Genomic DNA, 16,891 nt, shown 5'->3' on the forward strand with positions numbered 1-16,891 from the left:
GACAAGCACCCGCCGTCCGCATTTTTGGCTTCGTATCGGGGTGCGGGGGTGGTGTGGGTGCCTGGTGGGTTTGTGTGCGTGGGCTGCGGTTGGGGAGGTGGGGCGCGGGGCTTGGGGGTTTGGTGAGTTGCGCTCGCGGCTGAGGTTGAGGGTTGGGGCGCGGGGCTGGGTGTTGTGGCTGGGTTTGGTTCGCGGCCGCGGTTTGGCAGGTGGGGCGCGGGGCTTGGGTGCGTTGGCGGGGTTGGGTGCGCGGGTGCGTTTGGGGCGCGGCTAGCGCCCCAATGTGGCATTGGGTGCATGTGACGCACCGAATGCCACATTGGGTGCGTGGGATGCACCCAATGCCACATTGGGGCGGGGCGCGGTGGGCTTCAAGGGGCGGGGGTGGGGGTGCAGGGGATGCGGGGATTCGGTCTGCCGCATGGCTTTCGAGCGGCAGCATTACCCGGCTGGAGCAATCGGTTGTCCGGCCGGTCAGTGTGATACGTCACAAGATCGAGTCGTCCGGGTGGCTCGGCGCGGTTCTTGAAGGGGCCTTTACCGCTGGTCTCGCGATTGCGGCCTAGGTCGGGCCTGGGGAACCGTCCGGTCAAGTTAGGGCCGCCTTAGTCCGCAACCCCTAGGGACAAGAGTGTGACTCACGTCCTACACTCCCCCCATGCTTTGTGAATCGCTTCACAACCGCGACGAGTCGCTTGTGAACTATTTCACAAGCGTGCCGTGGTCCGGACACGGGCCGTAAGGGCGCCCTGACCCTCGGCGGTGTGACCCAGCTCCCTTAGGGTGCGCAACCGAGAACTCGGACCACCACCCGAGAACAACCCGCAGCGGCGCGGAAAGGATGGCGAAGACCCCGTGCTGATGGTGCCCGTGCTGGCGCAGGCCGATCCCGGACCGGCGGCGCCCGGACTGAACGTGTATCTGCCGCTCGTCCTGCTCTTTGTGCTCGCGGCGGGGTTCGCCGTGTTTTCCGTGCTGCTGGGTCCGCTGGTCGGGCCGAAGCGGTACAACCGCGCGAAGACCGCGGCTTACGAGTGCGGCATCGAACCGTCGCCGCAGCCGCTCGTCGGCGGCGGCCGGATGCCGGTGGCCTACTACATCACGGCCATGCTCTTCATCCTGTTCGACATCGAGATGGTGTTCCTCTACCCGTTCGCGGTGAACGCCAACGCTCTCGGTGTCTTCGGCCTGGTGGAGATCGTGCTGTTCATCGTGACGGTCGGGTTCGCGTACGCCTACGTGTGGCGGCGCGGCGGCCTGGATTGGAACTGAACCCATGGGCCTCGAAGAAAAACTCCCCAACGGCATCCTGCTGGCCAGCCTCGAGGGACTGGTCAACTGGGCACGCAAGAACTCGCTGTGGCCCGCCACCTTCGGGCTCGCCTGCTGCGCGTTCGAGATGATGTCGGTCGGCGGTTCGCGCTACGACATCGCGCGGTTCGGCATGGAGCGGTTCTCCGCGACGCCGCGCCAGGCCGATCTGATGATCGTGGCCGGCCGGGTGACCCAGAAGATGGCCCCGGTGCTGCGCCAGATCTACGACCAGATGGCCGAGCCCAAGTGGGTCCTCTCGATGGGCGTCTGCGCCTCGTCCGGCGGGATGTTCAACAACTACGCCGTGGTGCAGGGCGTCGACCACATCGTGCCGGTCGACATGTACCTGCCGGGCTGCCCGCCTCGGCCGGAAATGCTGCTCGACGCGATCCTCAAGCTGCACGCCAAGATCCAGGACGAGCCGATCAACGCCCGCCGCGCCGCGATCCGCGCGGCCAGCGGCGCCCGTACCGAGCTGATCCCGTCCTCGATCAAGTACGCGAAGAAGTGAGCACCGGTGCCTGAGAACCCCGAAGAGACTCCCGAAACCGGCGGCCCGCAGTCCAGCGCGGAGCGGCCCGAAGCCGGTCTCGAAGCACACGGTCCCGGAGCCGCCGAACCGGTCGTCGCCGGCCGCGAGCGCAAGGGCATGTTCGGTGTCCGCGGCAGCGGGGACACCTCCGGCTACGGCGGCCTGCGGCTGCCCGCCTACAGCCCGCCGCCCGCCGAGCGTCCGTACGGCGGCTGGTTCGACGAGTTCGCCGACGAGTTCATGGCCGCCTTGGCGGACAACAAGATCCCGGCCTCGGCGATCCTCCAGACCACTGTGGACCGCGGCGAGATCACCTTCTACGTCAGCCGCGAGCACCTCGTCGACATCGCCAAGGTGCTGCGCAACGACCCGGGTCTCCGGTTCGAAATGCTGATGGCGGTCACCGGCGTCGACTACGGCGTGGACGTCCCGCAGCGGATGCACACGGTCTACGACTTCCTGTCGATGACCTACCGCCGCCGGATCCGGCTCGAAGTCACCATGGACATGGACGACCTGCACGTTCCGTCCCTGGTCCCGGTCTACGCGACGGCCGACTGGCACGAGCGCGAGGCCTACGACATGTTCGGCATCGTCTTCGACGGCCACCCCGGGCTGACCCGCATCTTCATGCCGGACGACTGGGACGGCCACCCCCAGCGCAAGGACTACCCGCTCGGCGGGATCCCGGTCGAATACAAGGGCGCGGAAATCCCGCCGCCGGACCAGCGAAGGTCCTACTCATGAGCCGTGATCTGCCACGTCGGGCGCGGAAATCCCGACCCTGTCGACACCAGCGGAGGTCGCACTCGTGACCATCAACGAAGAAACGACGGAAGCCGAGTACGCGGAAGTCCGGGACACCACCGAAGGCCCCGTCTACCACGTGTCCGGCGGGGACTGGGATGAAGTTCTCGGCGACGCCCAGCACGACGACCGCATGGTCATCAACATGGGCCCGCAGCACCCGTCGACGCACGGCGTGCTCCGGCTCGTGCTGGAGCTGGAAGGCGAGACGGTCACGCAGCTGCGCGCGGTCGTCGGCTACCTGCACACCGGCATCGAGAAGAGCGCCGAGTTCCGCAACTGGACCCAGGGCGTCACCTTCGTGACGCGCGCGGACTATCTCGCCCCGCTGTCCAACGAGATGTGCTACTGCCTCGGCGTCGAAAAGCTGCTGGGCATCAAGGCTCCGCCGCGCGCGGAGCTGCTGCGCGTGCTTCTCCTGGAACTCAACCGGATCACCTCGCACCTGGTGTTCATCGCGACCGGCGGCATGGACCTCGGCGCCACCACCGCGATGACGCTCGGCTTCCGCGAACGCGAAGAAGCCATGCACCTGCTGGAGTACCTGACCGGCCTGCGGATGAACCACGCGTTCATCCGTCCCGGCGGGCTCGCGCAGGACTTCCCCGAGGACTGGACGGAAAAGGTCCTCGACTTCTGCAAGCTCATGGACAAGCGGCTTCCGCTGTACGACAAGATGTTCACCGGCCAGCCGATCTGGCGCAACCGGCTCAAGGACGTCGGCGTGCTGCCGCTGGACGCGTGCCTCGAACTCGGCATCACCGGTCCGGTCCTGCGTGCCGCGGGCCTGCCGTGGGACCTGCGCAAGACCGAGCCGTACTCGCGCTACGACGAACTCGAGTTCGACGTGCCGACCTCGACCGACGCCGACAGCTGGGCGCGGTATCTGCTGCGGCTGGAGGAAATCCACCAGAGCCTGCGGATCATGAAGCAGGTCGCGAAGATGGCCGAGCCGGGCCCGGTCATGGTGGAGGACAAGAAGATCGCCTGGCCGGCGCAGCTGTCCATCGGCAGCGACGGCATGGGCAACTCGCTCGGCCACGTCAAGAAGATCATGGGCCAGTCGATGGAATCCCTGATCCACCACTTCAAGCTCGTCACCGAGGGCTTCCACGTGCCGCCGGGCCAGGTCTACGCGCCGGTCGAATCGCCGCGCGGAGAGATCGGCGCGCACCTGGTGTCCGACGGCGGCACCCGTCCGCTGCGCGTGCACCTGCGGGAGCCGAGTTTCGTGAACATGCAGGCGATGCCCGCGATGGCCGAAGGCGGCCTGGTCGCCGACCTCGTCGTCGTGATCGCCTCGATCGACCCGGTTCTGGGGGGAGTTGACCGATGACGAACCCGACCGCAGTCCCGGAGCCGGGGCCGCACGACGCGACGAAGACGTACGCCGCCGCGGGAGCCGACACCGATGTCACCGCGATCGCGCCCGACCCGTCGCTGGCGGAGGACATCCTCGCCGACGCGCCGGCGGCGGACGTGTTCGACGCCGACACGCACCGCGAGGCGAAGGAAATCATCGCGCGCTACCCGATGTCGCGTTCGGCGCTGCTGCCGATGCTGCACCTCGTGCAGTCGGTGCAGGGCTACGTGAGCCAGGAAGGCATCGCCTTCTGCGCGCGGCATCTCGACCTGACCGACGCCGAGGTCAGCGCGGTCGCGACGTTCTACACCATGTACAAGCGCCGCCCGTGCGGCGAGCACCTGGTGAGCGTCTGCACCAACACGCTGTGCGCGGCGCTGGGCGGCGACGACATCTACAAGAAGCTTCAGACGCACCTCGGTTCGGCGGAAAAGCCGTTGGGGCACGAGGAAACCGCGGGAACGCCGGGTGAACCGGGCTCGATCACCTTGGAGCACGCGGAATGTCTCGCGGCCTGCGACCTCGGACCGGTCCTCCAGGTGAACTACGAGTACTTCGACAACCAGACGCCGGAGCAGGCGGTCGCGCTCGTGGACGCGTTGCAGGCAGGCAAAAAGCCCGCCCCGACGCGCGGTGCGGCGCTGACTGACTTCAAGGGCGCGGAGCGGCAGCTCGCCGGGTTCTGGCCGGAGGACGAGGCCGCCTACCGCAGTGCGGTGGACGGTCCGTCGCAGGCAGTCGAGACCCTGCGCGGCGCGCAGCTGGCGGCCGACCGCGGCTGGACCGCCCCGGGCATGCAGGATGTTCCGCTCCCTGAAGTGGAGAAGAAGTAATGGCTGATCCCATCACTCCGGTCCTCACGAAGCGCTGGCTGTCCCCGGAATCCTGGCGCATCGAAACCTACGAAGCGCTCGAGGGCTACACCGCGGCGCGCAAGGCGCTGGCGGGCACGCCCGAGCAGCTCGTGCAGGTGGTCAAGGACTCCGGGCTGCGCGGTCGCGGCGGCGCGGGGTTCCCGGCGGGCGTGAAGTGGTCGTTCATGCCGCCCAACGAGGACAAGCCGCACTACCTGGTGATCAACGCCGACGAGGGCGAACCCGGTACCTGCAAAGACATTCCGCTGATGATGGCGGACCCGCATTCGCTCATCGAGGGCTGCATCATCGCCTCGTACGCGATGCGGTCGCACCACTGCTTCATCTACGTCCGGGGCGAGGCGCTGCATTGCATCCGCCGGCTCAACGCGGCCGCGCGCGAGGCGTACGCGAAGGGCTACCTCGGCAAGAACATCTTCGGCACCGGCTGGGACCTCGAACTGACTGTGCACGCCGGGGCCGGCGCGTACATCTGCGGCGAGGAAACGGCGTTGCTGGACTCGCTCGAAGGACGCCGCGGCCAGCCCCGGCTCAAGCCGCCGTTCCCCGCCGCTGCCGGTCTGTACGCCGCGCCGACGACGGTGAACAACGTCGAGACCATCGCGAGCGCGCCGTACATCATCAACGCCGGTTCGTCCTGGTTCCGCGAGATGGGCCGGGAGAAGTCGCCCGGCCCGAAGATCTACTCGATCTCCGGCCACGTCGAGAAGCCCGGCCAGTACGAATGCCCGCTCGGCACCACGCTGCGCGAGCTGCTGGAGCTGGCCGGCGGCATGAAGGACGGCATCCCGCTCAAGTTCTGGACCCCGGGCGGTTCCTCGACGCCGATGTTCACCGCCGAGCACCTCGACGTCCCGCTCGACTTCGAGGGCGCGGCCGAGGCCGGTTCGATGCTCGGCACCACCGCGGTGCAGGTCTTCAACGAAACCGTGTCGGTGCCGTGGGCGGTCATGAAGTGGACGCAGTTCTACGAGCACGAATCCTGCGGCAAGTGCACGCCGTGCCGCGAGGGCACGTACTGGCTGGCGCAGATCCTGGAGCGGATGGTCGAGGGCCACGGCACCGAAGAGGACATCGACACCCTCTTGGACGTGTGCGACAACATCTTCGGCCGCTCGTTCTGCGCGCTCGGCGACGGCGCGGTGTCGCCGATCCAGAGCGGCATCAAGTACTTCCGGGACGAGTTCCTGGCTCTGTGTGAGAGCAACAAGCGCGAATTGGTGGGAGCGCAGGCATGACGATCGCGCCCGACAAGCCCGAAACGGCTGAGACGCCGGTCCCCGAGGGCTACGTCAAGCTGACCATCGACGGCGAAGAGGTCATCGCGCCCAAGGGCGAGCTGCTGATCCGCACCGCCGAGCGGCTCGGCACGAGCATTCCTCGCTTCTGCGACCACCCGCTGCTCGACCCGGCTGGCGCCTGCCGCCAGTGCCTGGTCGAGGTCGAAATGGGCGGCCGTCCGATGCCGAAGCCGCAGGCCTCGTGCACGATGACGGTCGCCGACGGCATGGTGGTCAAAACGCAGCTCACCTCGCCGGTCGCGGACAAGGCGCAGCAGGGCGTGATGGAGCTGCTGCTCATCAACCACCCGCTGGACTGCCCGATCTGCGACAAGGGCGGCGAATGCCCGCTGCAGAACCAGGCGCTCGCGCACGGCCGCGCCGAATCGCGGTTCGTCGACACCAAGCGCACGTTCCCGAAGCCGCTGCCGATCTCCACCCAGGTGCTGCTCGACCGTGAACGCTGCGTGCTGTGCCAGCGCTGCACCCGGTTCTCCGACCAGATCGCCGGCGACCCGTTCATCGCGCTGCTCGAACGCGGCGCGCACCAGCAGATCGGTACCGCGGAAACCGCCGACGTGCTGGACCTGGCCTCGCGCACCACCGGCGGCGAACCGTTCCAGAGCTACTTCTCCGGCAACGTGATCCAGATCTGCCCGGTCGGCGCGCTCACCAGCGCGGCGTACCGGTTCCGGTCGCGGCCGTTCGACCTGGTGTCGGCGCCGAGCGTGTGCGAGCACTGCTCGTCCGGCTGCGCCGAGCGCACCGACTTCCGGCGCGGCAAGGTCCAGCGCAAGCTGGCCGGCGACGACCCGGAAGTGAACGAGGAATGGTTGTGCGACAAGGGCCGGTTCGCCTTCCGCTACGTGCAGGCCGGTGACCGGATCCGCCGTCCGCTCGTCCGCAATGAGAACGGCGAGCTGGAGGAAGCGTCCTGGACCGACGCGCTCCGGGCCGCCTCGGCCGGGCTGCTGAAGGCTCGCGAGGGCAAGGGCGGCGCGGTGCTCACCGGCGGACGGCTGACCGTCGAGGACGCCTACGCGTACTCGAAGTTCGCCCGGATCGCCTTGCGCACCAACGACATCGACTTCCGCACCCGCGCGCACTCGGACGAGGAGCTGGCGTTCCTCGGCTCGACGGTCGTGGGCACCACGCCGGAAACCGGTGTGACGTTCAGCGAGATCGAGAATGCCCGCACGGTGCTGTGCGTGGCCTTCGAGCCCGAGGACGAAGCGCCGATCGTGTTCCTGCGGCTGCGCAAGGCGGCCCGCAAGAACCGCACCCGCGTTGTCCACTTGGGACAGTGGACGACCTCCTCGGTGCGCAAGACTTTCGGCGAACTGCTGGCCTGCGTCCCCGGCGGCGAAGCGGCCGCGGTGGACGGGATCGCGCAGCACGCGGCGGACGTCGACGCGGCGCTCAGCGGCGAAGGCGCGGTGATCCTGGTCGGCGAGCGGGCCGCGGAAATCCCCGGCCTGTTCTCCGCGCTGGTGCGGCTCACCGCTCGTACCGGAGCCCGGCTGGCGTGGATCCCGCGCCGCGCGGGCGACCGGGGTGCGCTCGAAACCGGTTGTGTGCCAACGCTTCTGCCGGGCGGCCGTTCGGTCGCCGACGAGGCGGCCCGCGCCGAAGTCAGCAAGCAGTGGGGTGCCGAGCTTCCGGCCGAACCGGGCCGCGACGTCACCGGCATCCTCCAGGCCGCTTCGGGCGGACACCTGGACGCGCTGGTGGTCGGCGGCGTCGACCCGAACGACCTGCCGGATCCGGACCTGGCCCGCCGCGCGCTCGACAACGTCGGGTTCGTGGTCAGCCTGGAGCTGCGGGCGAGCGAGGTCACCGAACGGGCCGACGTGGTCCTGCCGATCGCCCCGGCGGTCGAGAAGGCGGGCAGCTACCTGAACTGGGAAGGCCGCCGCCGCGAGTTCGCCGCGACGTTGGAGAGCACCGGTTCCCTCTCCGACGGCCGGGTCCTGGACACCCTCGCCGTCGAAATGGACGCCGACCTGTTCACCCAGACCCCGGCCGCCTCCGCCGCCGACTTCGCCCGCCTCGGCAACCGCCCCAATGTGGCATTGGGTGCATCTGACGCACCGAACGCCACATTGGGTGCATCTGACGCACCCAATGCCACATTGGGGCGCTCTGAGCCGGGGCCGGGGCAGGCGGTGCTCGCGACGTGGCGGCAGCTGATCGACAACGGCTCGCTGCAGGACGGCGAACCGCACCTCAAGGGCACCCAGCGGCCGCCGGTCGCACGGCTTTCGGCGAAGACCGCCGAGGGGCTCGGCGGAACGGTCCGGGTGTCGAACGAGCGCGGGTCGATCACCCTGCCGGTCGAGGTCGCCGACCTGCCGGACGGCGTGGTGTGGCTGCCCGGAAACTCCGACGGCTCGGCCGTCCGCGCCGCACTCGCCGCCGGACACGGCGCGCTCGTGCAGATCTCCGGAGGTGACCAGTGAGCCCGCAGCTCACGCAGTTCCTCGCCGAGTACCCGGACGCATTTCCTGATGCGGCTGCACGTGCTCGACTACTGGCTGACGACCCGTGGTGGCTCGTCCTGATCAAGGCGGTCGTGGTCCTGCTGATCGGGCCGGTCCTGACGATCTTCCTGATCGTGTGGGAGCGCAAGGCGATCGGCCGGATGCAGAACCGGCCCGGCCCCAACCGGGTCGGCCCCGGCGGCTACCTGCAGTCGCTCGCCGACGCGATCAAGCTCCCGTTCAAGGAGCAGATCATCCCGGACACCGCCGACCGCAAGGTGTACTTCCTCGCCCCGGTGCTGTCCGCGGTCCCCGCGCTGATCGCCCTGTCGGCCATCCCGTTCGGCCCGGTGGTTTCGATCTTCGGGCACCGGACGGTGCTGCAGCTGATGGACCTCCCGGTCGGCGTGCTGGTGATCCTCGCCTGCTCGTCGGTCGGCGTGTACGGCATCGTGCTGGCGGGCTGGGCTTCCGGTTCGCCGTACCCGCTCTTCGGCGGCATGCGCTCGGCGGCGCAGGTGATCTCCTACGAGATCGCGATGGGCCTGTCGATCGTCGCGGTGATCCTGTACTCCGGTTCGCTGCAGACGTCGGAAATCGTGCAGGCGCAGACGCACGGCTGGTACTTCTACATGCTCATCCCGAGCTTCGTGATCTACGTGATCTCGATGGTCGGCGAGACGAACCGCGCGCCATTCGACCTCCCGGAGGCCGAATCCGAGCTGGTCGGCGGGTTCCACACCGAGTACAGCTCGATGAAGTTCGCGATGTTCTTCCTCGCCGAGTACGTCAACATGGTGATCGTCTCGGCGTTCTGCACCACGCTGTTCCTCGGCGGCTGGCGGTTCCCGTTCGTCGGCGACGATTCGCCGCTGAACCAGAACTGGTGGCCGATCCTCTGGTTCTTCGCCAAGACCTTCATCCTGCTGTTCGGCTTCATCTGGCTGCGCGGCACGCTGCCCCGGCTGCGGTACGACCAGTTCATGCGGCTGGGCTGGAAGGTCCTGGTCCCGGTCAACCTGGTGTGGATCGTGGTCGTGGTCGCGATCAAGACGATCCAGTGGAGCTGGCCGCAGATCCTCGTCGGCGTCGGCGTCGTGCTGGTGGTGCTCGTACTGCTGAGCCTCGCGCTGCCGGACAAGAAGCTGCCCGAATCGGACTACGTGGACCTGGCCGGAAGCGGCTACCCGCTGCCGCCGCTGGACCTGCGGGTCCCGGACGCGACGCCGCGGCAGAAGGCGCTGGCCAAGGCGGAGGCGAAGGCCGCGCGGCGCAAGCCGGCCGGCGTCACCGCGGCGGCCGCACAGGAAGGAACAGAAGATGGCGGCAACTGACTTCCTCAATCCCATCAAGGGATTCGGCGTCACCTTCGGGATGATGTTCAAGAAGGTCGCGACCGAGGAGTACCCCGAGGCGGGAGCCCCGGCCGCGCCGCGCTACCACGGCCGCCACCAGCTCAACCGGCATCCGGACGGGCTGGAGAAGTGCGTCGGCTGCGAGCTGTGCGCGTGGGCGTGCCCGGCGGACGCGATTTTCGTCGAGGGCGGCAACAACACCGACGAAGAGCGGTACTCGCCGGGCGAGCGCTACGGCGCGGACTACCAGATCAACTACCTGCGCTGCATCGGCTGCGGCCTGTGCATCGAGGCGTGCCCGACCCGGTCGCTCACCATGACCAACTTCTACGAGCTGGCCGACGACGACCGGCAGCGGCTCATCTACACCAAGGAAGACCTGCTCGCCCCGCTGCTGCCGGGCATGGAGCAGCCGCCGCACCCGATGCGGCTCGGCGACAACGAGCAGGACTACTACGTGAACGGCCCCGAGCTGGCCGCGAACGCGCAGCAGCAGGAGGCGAAGAAGTGATCGCCGCTGTTCTCGCGCAGGTCCCGGCGTCCGGCGTCGACGCGTCCGTGACGACCGGCGAGGCCATCGCGTTCTGGATCCTCGGCCCGCTCTCGCTGCTGGGCGCGCTCGGGATGATCTTCTCCCGCAACGCCGTGCACTCGGCGTTGTGGCTGGTGCTCACGATGCTGACGCTGGGCGCGCTGTACATGACGCAGTCCGCGCCGTTCCTCGGGTTCACCCAGATCATCGTCTACACCGGCGCGATCATGATGCTGTTCCTGTTCGTGCTGATGCTGGTCGGCCGGGACAGTTCGGACTCGGTGGTCGAAGTCCTTCGCGGACAACGGCTCGCCGCGTCGGTGCTCGGCATCGGGCTCGCCGCCTTGATCGCCGCGGGCGTGTTCCGCGCGATGGTGAACGTGACGCCGGCCAAGCCGCTCGACCCGTACCAGCAGACCGGCGGCGGCCCCGGCGGTCTCGGACGGCTGATCTTCACCCAGTACCTGTTCCCGTTCGAGCTGACCTCGGCGCTGCTGATCACCGCCGCGCTCGGCGCGATGGTGCTGGCCTTCACCGGCCGCAGCGGCAAGAGCAAGCTCTCCCAGCGCGAACTGGTCAAGCTGCGCTTCCGCGGCGAGCACGACCGCCCGTCGCCGCTGCCCGGTCCCGGCGTGTTCGCCACCGCCAGCTCGGTCTCGACCCCGGCGCTGCTGCCGGACGGTTCGGTCGCGCCGGAATCGCTGTCGGAGATCATCGAGTCCACCTCGGCGATCCGGCTCATGCGCGAGCGCAAGCTCATCGCGGACGAGGGCCCGAAGCCCGACGCGCACGCACTGGTCGGCGGCGCCGAAAAGGCCGAGCCGGCCGAGGAAGAAGGGGAAGGAAAGTGACCCCGAGCTATTACCTGCTGCTGTCCGCGCTGCTGTTCTGCATCGGCGCGGTGGGCGTGCTGGTCCGCCGCAACGCGATCGTCGTGTTCATGTGCATCGAGCTGATGCTGAACGCGGTGAACCTGACCCTGGTCACCTTCGCCCGCATCAACGGCGGGCTGCACGGCCAGGTGATGGCGTTCTTCGTGATGGTCGTCGCGGCCGCCGAGGTCGTGGTGGGGCTGGCGATCATCATGGCGATCTTCCGCACCCGCCGCTCGGCCTCGGTCGACGACACGAACCTGCTGAAGTACTGAGGGAGACGACCGAGTGACCGCATCATCGTGGCTGCTGGTGGCCCTTCCCGCCCTCGGAGCCCTCGTTCTGCTGCTATCCGGGAAACGCGCGAAGGCGTGGGGGCACCTGCTCGGCTGTGCCACCGTCACGCTCGCCTTCGTGTACGCCGTGATCCTGTTCTTCTCCACCGACAGCCACTCGGTCACCGACACCAAGGTCTACTCGTGGATCCCGGTCGGGCAGCTGCAAGTGGACTTCGGGCTGCGGATCGACGCGCTGTCGCTGACGTTCGTGCTGCTGATCACCGGCGTCGGCATGCTGATCCACTTCTATTCGATCGGCTACATGGCCGACGACGAGGGCCGGTACCGGTTCTTCGCGTACCTGAACCTGTTCGTCGCCTCGATGCTGATCCTGGTGCTGGGCAACAGCTTCGTGACGCTGTACCTCGGCTGGGAGGGCGTGGGTCTCGCCTCGTACCTGCTGATCGGCTGGTATCAGAACCGCCCGTCCGCGGCTACCGCGGCGAAGAAGGCGTTCCTGATGAACCGCGTCGGCGACGTCGGGCTCGCGCTGGCGATCTTCCTGATGTTCAAGTACGTCGGGTCGACCGGCTACGCGCAGGTCTTCGAGGGCGTCGCGCAGGGCAAGATCCCGCCGGGCGCGATCACCGCCATCGCGATCCTGCTGCTGCTGGGCGCTTGCGGTAAGTCCGGCCAGTTCCCGCTGCAGGCGTGGCTGCCGGACGCGATGGAGGGCCCGACCCCGGTGTCGGCGCTCATCCACGCGGCGACGATGGTCACCGCGGGCGTGTACCTGGTGGCCCGCTCCAACGTCATCTTCACCGCCACGCCGGACGGCAGGCTGGTGGTCACTCTGGTCGGCGCGGTCACGCTGCTGCTCGGATGTGTCGTCGGCTGTGCTTACGACGACATCAAGAAGGTGCTCGCGTATTCGACGGTCAGCCAGATCGGCTACATGATGCTGGCGGTCGGCCTCGGGCCGGGCATTTACGCGCTCGGCATCATGCACCTCGTGGCGCACGGCTTCTTCAAGGCCGGGCTGTTCCTCGGGGCCGGTTCGGTCATGCACGGCATGAACGACGAGGTCGACATGCGCAAGTTCGGCGGTCTCGCCAAGAAGATGCCGATCACCTTCGTCACCTTCGGCCTCGGCTACCTGGCGATCATCGGCTTCCCGTTCCTCACCGGGTACTACACGAAGGACGCGATCATCGAGGCGGCGTTCGGCCAGGAAGGCTGGCGCGGCTGGGCTTTCGGGCTCGCGACGGTGATCGGCGCCGGGCTCACCGCGTTCTACATGACGCGGCTGATGATGATGACCTTCTTCGGCAAACAACGCTGGAAGGACATCAAGAGCACCGACGGCCGCGACTTCCACCCGCACGAGTCCAAGCCGATCATGTGGGTCCCGATGGCGATCCTGGCGGTCGGCTCGGTCGGCGCGGGTGCGTTCTTCGCGCTGGGCAACCGGTTCGTGGACTGGCTGGCCCCGGTGGTCGGCGAGCACGCGGAGGCCGAGCACACCCCGATTCCCTCGTGGACGGTCCCGGCGCTCACGCTGGTGCTGGCCGCGCTCGGCGTGCTGCTGGCGGTCTGGCTGTTCCGGCCGTCGCGCGACATCCCGGTCGAGCGCCCGGAGCGGGTGGCCTGGCCGGTCCGCGCGGCGCGCAAGGACCTGTACGGCAACGCGCTCAACGAAACCCTGGTCGCCCGTCCGGGCACCTGGCTGGCGCGGGCGCTGGTGTACGTGGACAACCGCGGCGTCGACGGCGCGGTGAACGGTCTCGCCGCGGCACTCGGCGGCGGGTCCGGGCGGCTGCGCCGGATGCAAACCGGATTCGTGCGGTCGTACGCACTGTCCATGCTCGGCGGCACGTTCCTGCTTCTCGCGGCCCTTCTGCTGGTGAGGTTCTCCTGACATGACTTGGCTTCTGGCGCTCATCCTGCTGCCGCTGGCCGGCTCGCTGGTGCTGGCGTTCCTCAAGGGGAACGACCGGGCCGCGGTCGCCACGGCGCTCGCCGTGTCCATTGTGGAGTTCCTGCTGATCATCCCGTTCTGGGCGAGCTATTCGCCCTCGGGCGCGCGCATCCAGCAGGCGACCACGATGGACTGGATCCCGAGCTTCGGCATCCACATCTCGTTCGGCACCGACGGCATCTCGCTCATCATGATCGCGGTCATCGCGCTCCTGGTGCCGATCGTCGTCGGCGGCCTCGGGCTCACCGACAAACTGCCCGCCGGCCGCAGCGCGGGCGGGTTCCTGTCGCTGATCCTGCTGCAGGAGGCGCTCACGATCGGCGTCTTCGCGGCGACCGACGTGTTCCTCTTCTACGTGCTGTTCGAGATCATGCTGATCCCGATGTACTTCCTGATCGGCGGCTACGGCGGCGCGAACCGGCAGTACGCGGCGGTGAAGTTCTTCCTGTACTCGTTCCTCGGCGGCCTGATCATGCTGGCCTCGGCGATCGGGGCGTACTCGCTGGCCTCGGACAAGCTCGGCAAGGGCACGTTCGACTGGGCCACGCTGGTGACGGTGGTGCGCGACGCGCCGACCAGCACGCAGATCTGGCTGTTCCTCGGCTTCTTCCTCGCGTTCGCGATCAAGGCGCCGCTGGTCCCGTTCCACACCTGGCTGCCGGACGCCGCCGGCCAGGCCCCGATCGGCGTCGCGGTGCTGCTGGTCGGCGTGCTGGACAAGGTCGGCACGTTCGGCTTCCTGCGGTACTGCCTGCCGATGTTCCCGGAGGGCAGCAAGGCGCTCGCGCCGCTGGTGCTGATCCTGTCGGTGATCGGCGTGCTGTACGGCTCGATCCTCGCGGCCGGGCAGCAGGACATGAAACGGTTCATCGCCTACGTGTCGATCGCCCACTTCGGGTTCATCGCGCTGGGCATCTTCACCTTCAACGAGCAGGCGATGGTCGGTTCGGTGTCGTACATGCTGAACCACAGCCTGTCGACCGGGATGCTGATCGTGGTGATCGGCCTGATCGTGATGCGCGGCGGGTCGAGCCGGATCTCCGACTACGGCGGAATGGCGAAGGTGACCCCGCTGCTCGCCGGAATGCTGTTGCTGGCCGGGCTTTCCGCGCTGTCGCTGCCGGGAACCAACTCGTTCGTCAGCGAGCTCCTCGTGCTGCTGGGGTCCTTTGTGGACCAGCCGGTGTACACGATCCTCGCGACCGTGGGCATGGTGCTCGCCGCGGCTTATGTGCTGTGGCTGTACCAGCGGATCATGCAAGGCCCGGTTCGCGGCGACGCCCTGGTGGGCCTTCGTGAACCAGTGGCGCTTCGCGCCTCCGTTGAGGGCGGTGGCGGGGGCATGGATGGAGGGGGACCGGGCACCGCGATCGCACCGGAACTCGGTGCGCGCAAGGCCATCACGGACCTGGGCAAACGCGAGATCGCGATCCTCGCGCCCCTGGTCATCCTGATCATCGGACTGGGTTTCTACCCCAAGCCGATGCTCGACACGATCACCCCGTCGGTGCAGGCGACGCTGTCTGCCGTGCAGGGAGGCAAGTAAACCGTGCTCGACATGTTCCTGGCGCAAGCGCCGGCAGCGCCGCTGGAAGTGCCTTCGGTCGATTACGCGGCCGTGCTGCCGATGCTGATCGTCTTCGGCGTCGCGTGCATCGGCGTGCTGGTGGAAGCGTTCGCGCCGAAGGCGACGCGGTGGGGGATCCAGGTCACGATCTCCCTCGTCGCGATCATCGCCGCAGGGGTTTCGCTGATCCTGTACGCGACCGGTGCTTCCGCTACGAAGGCCGGTACGACCACGTTCTCCGGTTCGATCTCGGTGGACCGGCCGTCGCTGTTCCTGTGGGGCACGCTGCTGCTGCTCGGCCTCGGCGCGGTGTTCCTCATCGCGGACCGCAAGGTCGAGCCTGGTGGCGCGTTCGTGGCGCAGGCGGCGATCCGGCCGGGCACCGTGCAGGACCGCGCGCAGTCTGCTACTACGTCGCAGACTGAGGTCTTTCCACTGACGCTCTTCGCGCTCGGCGGGATGATGACGTTCTGCGCGGCGAATGACCTGCTGACGATGTTCATCGCGTTGGAAGTGCTTTCGCTGCCGTTGTACCTGATGTGCGGGCTGGCGCGGCGGCGTCGGCTGATCTCGCAGGAAGCCGCGGTCAAGTACTTCCTGCTGGGTGCGTTCTCGTCGGCGTTTTTCCTGTACGGGCTGGCGTTGCTGTACGGCTACGCGGACTCGGTGAAGCTGGCTGACATCGCGCACGCGGCGGCTGGGTCGGATCGGTCGGACACGTTGTTGTTCGCTGGCCTGGGTCTTCTTGTGGTGGGTCTGCTGTTCAAGGGATCGGTGGGGCCGTTCCACACCTGGACGCCGGACGTTTATCAGGGTGCGCCTACTCCGGTTACCGGGTTTATGGCTGCCTGTACGAAGGTCGCGGCGTTCGGGGCGATTCTGCGGGTGCTCAGTGTCGGGTTTTCCTCGACCAGCTGGGAATGGCGCGGGGTTATGTGGGCCGTGGCCATCATTTCGATGGCGCTGGGGGCGGTTCTCGGTCTGACGCAGACTGACGTTAAGCGGATGATCGCTTATTCGTCGGTGGCGCACGCTGGGTTCTTGCTCGTGGGTGCGATCGCGATGACCGAGGACGGGTTGTCCAGCACGCTGTTCTATCTGCTGGCGTATGGGTTTACTACGTTGGCGGCGTTTGGAGTGGTTTCGCTGGTGCGGGATTCCAGCGGGGAGGCTACGCATCTGTCCGCTTGGGCTGGGCTGGCCAAGCGGTCGCCGTTGCTGGCGGGGGTGTTTACGTTCCTGTTGCTGGCGTTGGCGGGGATTCCGTTGACTAGCGGGTTTGTCGGGAAGTTCGTGGTGTTCTCGGCGGCGTTGTCGGATGGGATGGCGCCGTTGGTGGTGATCGCGCTGGTGTTTAGTGCGGTGGCTGCGTTCTTCTATCTGCGGGTGATTGTGCTGATGTACTTCTCGGAGCCCGCGGCGGATGGGCCTACGGTGACTGTGCCGGGTGGGTTTACTACAGCGGCTATTGCGTTGGGTGTTGTGGTGACGTTGGTGCTCGGGGTTCTTCCGGCGTTTGCGCTGGATTGGGCTGGGGCTGGCGGGTTCGCTTCCTAGCGGCTCGTCGCCTGGCGGCGACATTGCGCCGGGGGCGCGAGAGGGGCACCCCGAAGCTGATTGTGACGACGGGCGGCGGGTGCTTGTCAAGGCGGGAAAGA

14 protein-coding genes are annotated in these 16,891 nt (G+C 67.8%); all 14 read left to right on the forward strand.

Features of this window, described 5'->3' with window-relative positions; translation table 11 throughout:
• Nucleotides 1-861 precede the first annotated feature (861 nt).
• The 14 genes from ACWGIC_RS41445 to nuoN all read left to right on the forward strand — a co-directional run bounded on the left by ACWGIC_RS41445 (nucleotide 862) and on the right by nuoN (nucleotide 16,790).
• Nucleotides 862-1,272 carry an NADH-quinone oxidoreductase subunit A gene (locus ACWGIC_RS41445; RefSeq protein WP_037818926.1) on the forward strand — a complete coding sequence of 137 codons (411 nt, stop codon included), beginning with the start codon at nucleotides 862-864 and terminating at the stop codon, nucleotides 1,270-1,272.
• 4 nt (nucleotides 1,273-1,276) lie between these two features.
• Entirely contained in the window at nucleotides 1,277-1,825 is a 549-nt protein-coding gene (locus ACWGIC_RS41450) for a NuoB/complex I 20 kDa subunit family protein (RefSeq protein WP_009072052.1), read from the forward strand.
• A 6-nt stretch (nucleotides 1,826-1,831) separates the two neighbouring features.
• Nucleotides 1,832-2,593: an NADH-quinone oxidoreductase subunit C gene (locus ACWGIC_RS41455; protein WP_452081432.1), complete on the forward strand. Its 762-nt coding sequence runs from the start codon at nucleotides 1,832-1,834 to the stop codon at nucleotides 2,591-2,593.
• Between the two features lie 64 nt (nucleotides 2,594-2,657).
• Nucleotides 2,658-3,989 carry an NADH-quinone oxidoreductase subunit D gene (locus tag ACWGIC_RS41460; protein WP_452081433.1) on the forward strand — a complete coding sequence of 444 codons (1,332 nt, stop codon included), beginning with the start codon at nucleotides 2,658-2,660 and terminating at the stop codon, nucleotides 3,987-3,989.
• Nucleotides 3,986-4,849, forward strand: coding sequence for an NADH-quinone oxidoreductase subunit NuoE (nuoE, locus tag ACWGIC_RS41465; RefSeq protein WP_452081434.1), 864 nt, complete (start codon nucleotides 3,986-3,988; stop codon nucleotides 4,847-4,849). The genes ACWGIC_RS41460 and nuoE overlap by 4 nt, the downstream gene beginning before the upstream one ends.
• On the forward strand, nucleotides 4,849-6,129 hold the full coding sequence (gene nuoF / locus ACWGIC_RS41470; RefSeq protein WP_452081435.1) for an NADH-quinone oxidoreductase subunit NuoF: 1,281 nt from the start codon (nucleotides 4,849-4,851) through the stop codon (nucleotides 6,127-6,129). Before nuoE ends, nuoF begins: the two co-directional genes overlap by 1 nt.
• Complete coding sequence (locus ACWGIC_RS41475) at nucleotides 6,126-8,630, forward strand: NADH-quinone oxidoreductase subunit G (protein WP_452081436.1); 2,505 nt, start codon at nucleotides 6,126-6,128, stop codon at nucleotides 8,628-8,630. The genes nuoF and ACWGIC_RS41475 overlap by 4 nt, the downstream gene beginning before the upstream one ends.
• Entirely contained in the window at nucleotides 8,627-9,985 is a 1,359-nt protein-coding gene (gene nuoH / locus ACWGIC_RS41480) for an NADH-quinone oxidoreductase subunit NuoH (RefSeq protein WP_452081437.1), read from the forward strand. Before ACWGIC_RS41475 ends, nuoH begins: the two co-directional genes overlap by 4 nt.
• A complete protein-coding gene (gene nuoI, locus ACWGIC_RS41485; RefSeq protein ID WP_182890363.1) occupies nucleotides 9,972-10,517 on the forward strand; it encodes an NADH-quinone oxidoreductase subunit NuoI in 546 nt (181 codons plus the stop codon). Before nuoH ends, nuoI begins: the two co-directional genes overlap by 14 nt.
• Nucleotides 10,514-11,389, forward strand: coding sequence for an NADH-quinone oxidoreductase subunit J (locus ACWGIC_RS41490; RefSeq protein WP_452081438.1), 876 nt, complete (start codon nucleotides 10,514-10,516; stop codon nucleotides 11,387-11,389). Before nuoI ends, ACWGIC_RS41490 begins: the two co-directional genes overlap by 4 nt.
• On the forward strand, nucleotides 11,386-11,685 hold the full coding sequence (gene nuoK, locus ACWGIC_RS41495) for an NADH-quinone oxidoreductase subunit NuoK (protein WP_033291119.1): 300 nt from the start codon (nucleotides 11,386-11,388) through the stop codon (nucleotides 11,683-11,685). Before ACWGIC_RS41490 ends, nuoK begins: the two co-directional genes overlap by 4 nt.
• A gap of 13 nt (nucleotides 11,686-11,698) precedes the next feature.
• Nucleotides 11,699-13,606 (forward strand): NADH-quinone oxidoreductase subunit L, encoded by a 1,908-nt coding sequence (gene nuoL / locus ACWGIC_RS41500; RefSeq protein ID WP_452081439.1) that lies wholly within the window; start codon nucleotides 11,699-11,701, stop codon nucleotides 13,604-13,606.
• Between the two features lies 1 nt (nucleotide 13,607).
• The gene (locus ACWGIC_RS41505) at nucleotides 13,608-15,212 is read left to right on the forward strand and encodes a complex I subunit 4 family protein (RefSeq protein ID WP_452081440.1); all 1,605 of its coding nucleotides are present in this window, start codon (nucleotides 13,608-13,610) and stop codon (nucleotides 15,210-15,212) included.
• A gap of 12 nt (nucleotides 15,213-15,224) precedes the next feature.
• Nucleotides 15,225-16,790 (forward strand): NADH-quinone oxidoreductase subunit NuoN, encoded by a 1,566-nt coding sequence (gene nuoN / locus ACWGIC_RS41510; protein ID WP_452081441.1) that lies wholly within the window; start codon nucleotides 15,225-15,227, stop codon nucleotides 16,788-16,790.
• Nucleotides 16,791-16,891: the final 101 nt, after the last annotated feature.

It is taken from the genome of Amycolatopsis sp. NPDC054798 (genome assembly GCF_053611505.1).

Bases quoted from the DNA above. Each gene is read 5' to 3' on its own strand.
- ACWGIC_RS41445 (WP_037818926.1), top strand. From the start codon at position 862: ATGGTGCCCGTGCTGGCGCAGGCCGATCCCGGACCGGCGGCGCCCGGA.
- ACWGIC_RS41450 (WP_009072052.1), top strand. From the start codon at position 1,277: ATGGGCCTCGAAGAAAAACTCCCCAACGGCATCCTGCTGGCCAGCCTC.
- nuoE (WP_452081434.1), top strand. From the start codon at position 3,986: ATGACGAACCCGACCGCAGTCCCGGAGCCGGGGCCGCACGACGCGACG.
- nuoF (WP_452081435.1), top strand. From the start codon at position 4,849: ATGGCTGATCCCATCACTCCGGTCCTCACGAAGCGCTGGCTGTCCCCG.
- ACWGIC_RS41475 (WP_452081436.1), top strand. From the start codon at position 6,126: ATGACGATCGCGCCCGACAAGCCCGAAACGGCTGAGACGCCGGTCCCC.
- nuoI (WP_182890363.1), top strand. From the start codon at position 9,972: ATGGCGGCAACTGACTTCCTCAATCCCATCAAGGGATTCGGCGTCACC.
- ACWGIC_RS41505 (WP_452081440.1), top strand. From the start codon at position 13,608: ATGACTTGGCTTCTGGCGCTCATCCTGCTGCCGCTGGCCGGCTCGCTG.
- nuoN (WP_452081441.1), top strand. From the start codon at position 15,225: ATGTTCCTGGCGCAAGCGCCGGCAGCGCCGCTGGAAGTGCCTTCGGTC.